Origin of the sequence: Streptomyces sp. NPDC051940 (assembly GCF_040680895.1) — a bacterium.
GTDB lineage: Bacteria > Actinomycetota > Actinomycetes > Streptomycetales > Streptomycetaceae > Streptomyces.
The window spans coordinates 159,230-166,600 of sequence record NZ_JBFAXR010000004.1 but is presented as its reverse complement, the minus strand read 5'-3'; the positions used below and the strand labels follow the sequence as shown (position 1 = coordinate 166,600).

Sequence of the window (7,371 nt, the reverse complement as noted above, 5' to 3'; positions counted from 1 at the left end):
GCGCGCAGGCGCGAACCGCTACGAGCACGACGACGCCGGCCGCCTGGTGCGCCGGGGCAGCCGCCTACGCCGATGGTGGCTGCCGTCCCGCCCGCCTACGCCAGCTCCGCCGTGTGGCTGTGACCGCGTGAGCCGCCCGTCCGCACCGTGACCTGCGGGCGGCGGCCGGGTGTCACCGACACCGTCGCGTCCGTCCGTACGACCGTCTCCACCGGGAACGGCAGCTCCACCGTCACCGTGTCCACCGTCCGTCCGGAGTCCGCGACGGACACCGACACGCCCTCGTCGCGGCGGCGGACCAGCACCGTGCACGGGGCCGAGGCGGTGAGGCCCGCCGCGCTGCCCGCCGACCAGAAGTGCGCCGCCGTCAGGCCGTCGCGGCGGGCCTCCACCGCCTGGACGACGGCGTCGTTCGCCAGGACACGGACGGGGCGCGAGTCCGACCACGCCTCCGTCAGCGCGCCGGTCGCGCCCGGGAGCAGCGCGTACGCGTACGTCGCGGCGGACGGCGCGGTGCCGTGGTCGAACCACAGGGTGAGGTAGCGGCGGGTGACCGGGGTGGTGCTGCCGCCCGTGTCCGCGCCGGTGTTCACCGCCCGCCACGTGCCCGTGCGCTCCTCTCGCAGCGCGCGAAGGGCGGCACCGTCGAGGACGACGTAACCGCCCGTCCCCTCCAGATGCGCCCAGCGCGCGCCCGTCAGCTCCGCCGACCAGCCGTCCGCCACCGGCTGCGGGCTGCCGTCGACGAGGAACGCCGGGGTGCCGCCGGCGTGCAGGTTGCGGTTCTCGACGACCGTCTCGATGGTGCGGCCGTCGCTCGCCGTGATGCCGGCGCCGAGCGCGATCACCGCGTTGTCGAGGAAGAACCAGGACTTCCTCGCCCGCAGCGTGCTCCCGGCGGCGACCAGCTCCATCGCCGCCGCCCCGTACCGCCCGTCGAGCACCGCGCCGCCCGCGACGGCGTTCGCCGGCCGGTACGTCGAGGTGCCGCCTCCCGTGCCCAGGTCCGTGCGGGGGCGGGTGTCGACGGTGGTGCCCGGCAGCCGGTACGGGTCGACGGTGGCCCAGAACCCGTCGCCGAACTGGCCGAGGTCGTCCCCGTCGTAGAGGTACGTCATGCCGTCGCCCGTGTACCAGCCGTGCAGGTTCTCGCCGTTGCCGGCCTCGTAGGCGGCGATCCGGCGCGAGGACAGCGAGAGGGCGAGCGCCCAGGTGGGGCGGCGGTGCACCGTGCGGTCCATGTCGGCGAAGGCGAAGTGCCCCGTCCGGCGTCCGGCGGCCGGCACCGCCGGATCGTCCAGGACGGCCCGCGCGCGGGCCAGCGCCGGTATCCCGACCAGCCCGGTGTACGGGGTGACGGTGTTGCGCAGGATCCAGCCCTTGGCCAGCGCGCGCCACCGCTCGGCGTACGGCGCGGGGGCGCCGGCGGCCAGCTGCAGGATGTACGTGACGGCCGCCGCTCCGTCGTCGTGGTCGCCGGCCCGCTCGCGGGAGACCGCCCGGCCGCGTACGGCGTCCATCATCAGCCCGTCGAAGACCACCGGCGCGAACGACCGGTCCACCGCCTCGTACAGCACCGAGACGGCCGGATCCGTCACCGCCCACTCGGAGTCGGCGAGCAGCGCGATCAGCGCGCCGGCGGCGCCGAGCAGGACGCTGCCGTACGTGCCGGTGTAGGCGACGTAGGAGTGCTGCACGAAGGAGCCGTCGGGGTAGAAGCCGTCGCCGGAGGTGACGTACTTGAAGAGGCTGTTGCGGCCCGCGTCCCGGACGTCCGACAGCCCGTCGCGGGCCAGCGCGACGACCGCCGCGTCGCGCGCGAGCAGTCCGCGCAGGGCCACGATGACGGCCTTGTCGGCGCGATTGGCGCCGGTCTCGGACAGGCTGGGGGAGTTGGTACGGCGGTCGGGGTTCGGGACGAAGCGGGCCACCGTCGCGACGTAGGCGGCGAGGTCCTCGGCCGGCAGCAGGGAGCGCAGCAGCACGCAGGTGTCCATCAGGGCCCGCGGCGAACCGATCTCCCAGAACCACCAGTTGCCGGTCTCGGAGCGTGCCGGGTGGTAGCCCACCGCGTGCAGGAAGCGCAGCGCCTCCAGCAGGACGGCCGCGGCCTCCGCCGAGCCGTGCAGCCGGGTGCCGGGCGTGCGCCAGGCGACGGCGAGGGTGCGCAGCCGCTGGTAGCTCTGGCCGAACACCGCCGGGTCGGAGGCGGGCGAGAGGTCCGCCCACAGCGCGATCCGGCCGGCGGAGGTGTCGAGCGACTGCCACCAGGCGTCCGCCTGGGCGTCCAGCGCGCCCACGGCCGCCGCGAAGTCCGGGTCGGCGGGGTCGAAGGCGCCGCCGGTGAGCTGCAGTTCGGCGCGGGCGAGGAGGATGTCGTACGGATCCCCGGCGTCGTCCGCGGCGGCGGGGACGGCGAGCGCCGCGGTGAGGGCGGTGCTGCCCGCGAGGGCGAGGGTCTGGCGGCGGGTGAGGTCCATGGGCGCCTTCCGGGGAGGTCGACACAGGGGGGTTCGCGCTGCGCCGGACAGCATGTAAGCGATTGCTATACGGGCGCAAGGGTGCGTCGCCGACTTTCCTCGGGCGGATCGGAGGTGTTCGTGTGTGGACCGGAGAATCGCGCCGTCCGTGCGCTGACCGCTCTCCACAGCCTGAACTGGCGTTCTTCGCTGCGCTGTTGACGTCTGGCGTAAGCGGTTACTATTTTGCCGCCCCATGACCCGTACCCGCACCGCCGCGGTACTAGCCGCCGCCACGATCGCCCTGCTCGCCCCCGTCCCGTCCGTGCACGCCGCCGAGGCGCCCCGCGTCCTGTACGCCGCCGCCGACGGCTCCGGCGCCGACTGCACCGCCGGCCACCCCTGTGCCCTGCCCGCCGCCCAGGACGCCGCCCGCGCCGTCCACGGCCGCGACGTACGCGTCGAACTCGCCGACGGCACCTACGAGCTGACCGCACCCCTCACCCTCACCGGGGCCGACTCCGGCGCCGACGGGCACACCGTCACCTGGGCCGCCGCCCCCGGCGCCGAACCGGTCCTCTCCGGCGGCCGCACCCTGCGCGACTGGTCCCCGAACGCCGACGGCACCTGGACCGCCCCCGTCCCCGCCGGGGTCACACCGCGCCAGCTCTTCGTCGACGGCACCCGCGCCGTACGCGCACGCGGCGCCGCCTGCGCCGCCTCCGTCTGCGACGCCACGGCCACCGGCATGACCGGGGCGACGGCCACCGGCATCGCCTCCTGGGCGCGCCCCGCCGACGCCGAGGCCGTCATCCGCATCCGCTGGCGCAACTACCACTGCCGGATCACCGCCGTCACCGGCGACCAGCTGACCTTCGCCCAGCCCTGCTGGGCCAACTCCGCCTCCGGCACCGGTCGCACGGGCCCCGCCTGGGACACCACGACCGTCGACTCCACCCGCTACAAGGGCGTCGCCTTCTTCGAGAACGCCAGCGAACTGCTGGACGCACCCGGCGAGTTCGTCTGGGACTCCGCCGCGCGCACCGTCACCTACCTGCCCCGCCCCGGCGAGGACATGGCCCATGCCCGCGCCGCCACCCCGGCCACCGAGCGCCTGATGGTCCTCGACGGCGCCCACGACGTACGGATCGAGGGCATCGGCTTCGCCCACTCCGCGTACCGGCAGCCCGACACCGACGAGGGCTACGCCGGCACCCAGGCCGGTCTCACCCTCACCGGTGCCACCGGTCCGGTCGACCACGCCGGCCGCCACTACACCAAACCGGCCGCCGCCCTCACCGTCCGCGGCGGGCGGCGGATCGCCGTCGACGGCGCCGACTTCCGGCGCCTCGGCGGCGCGGGCGTGGTCTTCGAGGCTGGCACCCAGGACTCGAGCATCACCCGCAGCGCCTTCACCGACCTGTCGTCCGGCGCGGTCTACGTCGGCGACACCGAGCCGAACCCGCCGGCCGCGCTGGCGGGGGAGCGCAACACCGTCGCGTACAACACGATCCGCCGCACGGGCGTCGAGTACACCGACGCGGTGGGCATCTGGGCGGGCTACGAGGCGGAGCTGACCGTCGACCACAACACCCTGGACCGGCTGCCGTACTCCGGCATCTCCGTCGGCTGGGGCTGGAACCAGCCCGAGGCCCAGCAGTCGGTGCTGCGCGACAACCGGATCACCGCCAACCGCATCACCAACGTGATGCTCACCGAGTACGACCAGCACGACGGCGGCGCGATCTACACCCAGGGCGCCCAGCCCGGCACGGTCGTCTCCGGCAACTACATCAACCGCAGCGCGTACGGCAACACCGAGCGCGACGGCAACGGCGTCTACCTCGACGAGCAGTCCAGCCACATCCTCGTCACCGGCAACGTCATCACCCGGATCGGCTACAAGTGGGTCTCCAACTGGGCCGGTTACGGCATCGACAACCTCGCCACCGGCAACTGGACCGACACCGACGCCCCCGCGCTGTCCGGCCGCGGCTCCGCCATGCGCGACAACGCCACGAAGCTCGACGCGCTGCCCGAGGCGGCGCTGCGGGTCGCCGAGGCGGCGGGCGCGGAGGGCGGCCGTACCGAGCGGCCGCGCCCCGACCTCGTCCGGATCGGCACCGCCACGCAGTCCTCGACGTCCGGCACGGCGGCGGCCGCCGCGGCCGGTGACGGCGACACGTCCACCGACAGCCGCACGCTCGCCGAGCCGGGTGCCTGGTGGCAGGTGGATCTGGGCTCCGTGCAGCACGTCGGCCAGGTCGAGGTGTGGAACAACGCCTCGATGACGACGGCCGGATTCGACATCCAGCTGGCGACGGCGCCGGACTTCTCCGACGCGACGACGGTGCCGGTGACCGGCCGGGCGCTGCGGCCGACGGTGCTCGACACCGACACGCAGGCCCGGTACGTACGCGTCCGGCTGCACGGGACGGGGGCCGTGGGGCTGTCGGAGGTGTGGGTGCATCCCTGACGGCGGACGGTTGACGGCCGCGCAGGTCGCGGCCGCAACCCTCCGTAAAACGCTTTGACGCGCGACGCCCCGGCTCGTAGCGTCGCCGGCATGTCGTCACCCGCCTTCTTCATCAGGCTGCGTCACCGCCGGGCCCAGGCCCGCTAGCGGACGCACCCTCCGCGGACCGCGTCCGCAGGCGCGCCCAGGGCCCTTCGAGATCCCTTTTCATCTCGAGGACCCGAAAGGGCAGTCGCTGTGGCGCACAACTTCGCTCACGGAAACTACTCGCACACCCAGAAGAACATCAGGAACAGCGGCGGCGGCCGCACGCCCCGGGACCGGGCGCGGCGCGAGCTCTCGCAGAACTTCCTGGTCGACCCGCACGCCGTCGACACGATCGTGGACACCGCCCGCCCCCGCGGTCTTCTACTGGAGCCGGGCGCCGGCGAGGGCGCCCTGACCCGCGCCCTCGTCCGGCGCACGGACCGCGTACGGGCCTACGAGATCGACCCGTTGCTCGCCGCGAAGCTCAGAGCCCGGGGCTTCGACGTCGTACGAGGGGACTTCACCCGGGCCACTCCGCCGCGGGAGCCGTTCGCCGTCGTCGGCAACATCCCGTACGCGATCACGTCGCGGATCGTGGACTGGTGCCTGCGCGCACCGTCCCTGACCTCGGCGACGCTGCTGACGCAGCGGGAGTACGCCCGCAAACGCACCGGTGACTACGGCCGTTGGAGCCTGCTGACCGTGCGGACGTGGCCGTGGTTCTCCTGGGAGCTGGGCGCCACGGTCGGCCGGGAGAGCTTCCGCCCGGTGCCGTCGGTCGACTCCGCGATCCTGCGCGTCGAGCGGCGCGTGACGCCCCTGCTGCCCGACCCGGCGGGCTGGCGGGAGCTGGTCGGGCTCGGCTTCAGCGGCGTGGGCGGCTCGCTGCGCGCGTCGCTGAGGACCCGTCACCAGGGCGTGGACGCCGCGCTGGAACGGGCGGGCATCGGCCGGGACACGGTGGTGGGGCACGTCGGCCCGGACCAGTGGGTCAGGCTGTTCACCGCACTGGTCTGACCTGGTCCGATCCGCCCGGCGGGGCGGCGGCACCGCGCCCGTTCACGGGCAGCGGCGCCGCCCCGCCGGGCGGTGGCGGAGGCCCGTGGAAAAACCGCTCGCCAACCCCGGACGGCCGGGATACAGTCTCCCCCGTTGTCCTTCCGTGCGAGAGACCAGGAGGTGTGTCCGATGGCCGTCTTTGCTCCGGGCGCTGCCCGCAATCGTCTTTCCACCTCCGTGGCCGCCGGCTGATACGACCTCACCACACGCCGGGGCCACCCTGTGAAGGGTCAACCGTGTCTTTCCCCGCTCTTTCCACGCGTTCTCTCGAGCCCTACGGCTGGAACGCGGTACTCGACGACGCCTTCGCCCCGTTCGCGGACGAGGGCCTGATCCCGGGCCGTATCCTGCGCGTCGACCGCGGCGCCTGCGACGTGCTCACCGCCGACGGCCCCGTCCGGGCCGAGACGGCGCTCGGGCCGGAGCCCGATCCCACCAAGCTGCCCACGACCGGTGACTGGGCGGCCCTGACCACCGGCGCCAGGCCGGCCGTACGGGCGCTGCTGCCCCGGCGCACCGCGTTCCTGCGGTCCGCCTCCTCCAAGCAGTCCGTCGGCCAGGTGCTGGCCGCCAACGTCGACTACGCGGTGATCGCCGTATCGCTCGCCGTCGACCTCAACCTGCCGCGTCTGGAGCGCCTGCTCTCCCTCGCCTGGGCCAGCGGCGCCCAGCCGGTCATCGTGCTCACCAAGGCCGACCTGATCGAGGACCCCGTGGTGCTCGGCCACTACGTCGAAGACGCGCGGACCACCGCCCCCGGCGTCGACGTGCTCACCGTCTCCTCCTCCACCGGCGAGGGCGTCGAGGAGCTGCGGGCCGCACTGGCCGGCGGTACGTCGGTGCTGCTCGGCCAGTCCGGTGCGGGCAAGTCGACGCTGACCAACACCCTGCTGGGGGAGGACGCCCAGGTCGTACAGGCGGCGCGCGACAGCGACGGCAAGGGCCGGCACACGACGACGACCCGCGATCTGATCCCGCTGCCCGGCGGCGGGGTCGTCATCGACACCCCGGGGCTGCGCGGTGTCGGCCTGTGGGAGGCGGAGGACGGGCTGTCCCAGGTCTTCGCCGAGATCGAGCAGGTCGCCGAGGGCTGCCGATTCGACGACTGCTCGCACACCGTCGAACCGGGCTGCGCGGTGCTGGCGGCACTCGAGACGGGCGAGCTGTCGGAGCGCCGGATGGACAGCTACCGCAAGCTGCTCCGCGAGAACGCCCATATCGCCGCCCGCACCGACGCCCGGCTGCGCGCCGAGCAGCGGCGTGTCTGGCGCCGCCGGGAGAACAGCGGCCGCGCGGCGCGGCAGCTCAAGGGCAAGGACAACTGACGGCGCGCGCCGCGCGGCCCGTTTC

General features: G+C 74.2%; 4 protein-coding genes. 3 read left to right on the top strand and 1 reads right to left on the bottom strand.

Translation table 11 applies throughout. The features are described from left to right. Positions 1–95 precede the first annotated feature (95 nt). On the bottom strand, positions 96–2,480 hold the full coding sequence (locus AB0M28_RS03645; protein WP_365397076.1) for a polysaccharide lyase 8 family protein: 2,385 nt from the start codon (positions 2,478–2,480) through the stop codon (positions 96–98). Between the two features lie 235 nt (positions 2,481–2,715). On the opposite strand from AB0M28_RS03645, the gene AB0M28_RS03640 reads away from it, so the two are divergent. The 3 genes from AB0M28_RS03640 (at position 2,716) to rsgA (ending at position 7,346) form a co-directional block, all read left to right on the top strand. Continuing rightward, positions 2,716–4,935 (top strand): right-handed parallel beta-helix repeat-containing protein, encoded by a 2,220-nt coding sequence (locus tag AB0M28_RS03640; RefSeq protein WP_365397073.1) that lies wholly within the window; start codon positions 2,716–2,718, stop codon positions 4,933–4,935. Between the two features lie 237 nt (positions 4,936–5,172). After that, on the top strand, positions 5,173–5,979 hold the full coding sequence (gene erm / locus AB0M28_RS03635) for an ErmE/ErmH/ErmO/ErmR family 23S rRNA (adenine(2058)-N(6))-methyltransferase (RefSeq protein WP_365397070.1): 807 nt from the start codon (positions 5,173–5,175) through the stop codon (positions 5,977–5,979). 278 nt (positions 5,980–6,257) lie between these two features. Continuing rightward, complete coding sequence (gene rsgA / locus AB0M28_RS03630) at positions 6,258–7,346, top strand: ribosome small subunit-dependent GTPase A (RefSeq protein ID WP_365397067.1); 1,089 nt, start codon at positions 6,258–6,260, stop codon at positions 7,344–7,346. Positions 7,347–7,371: the final 25 nt, after the last annotated feature.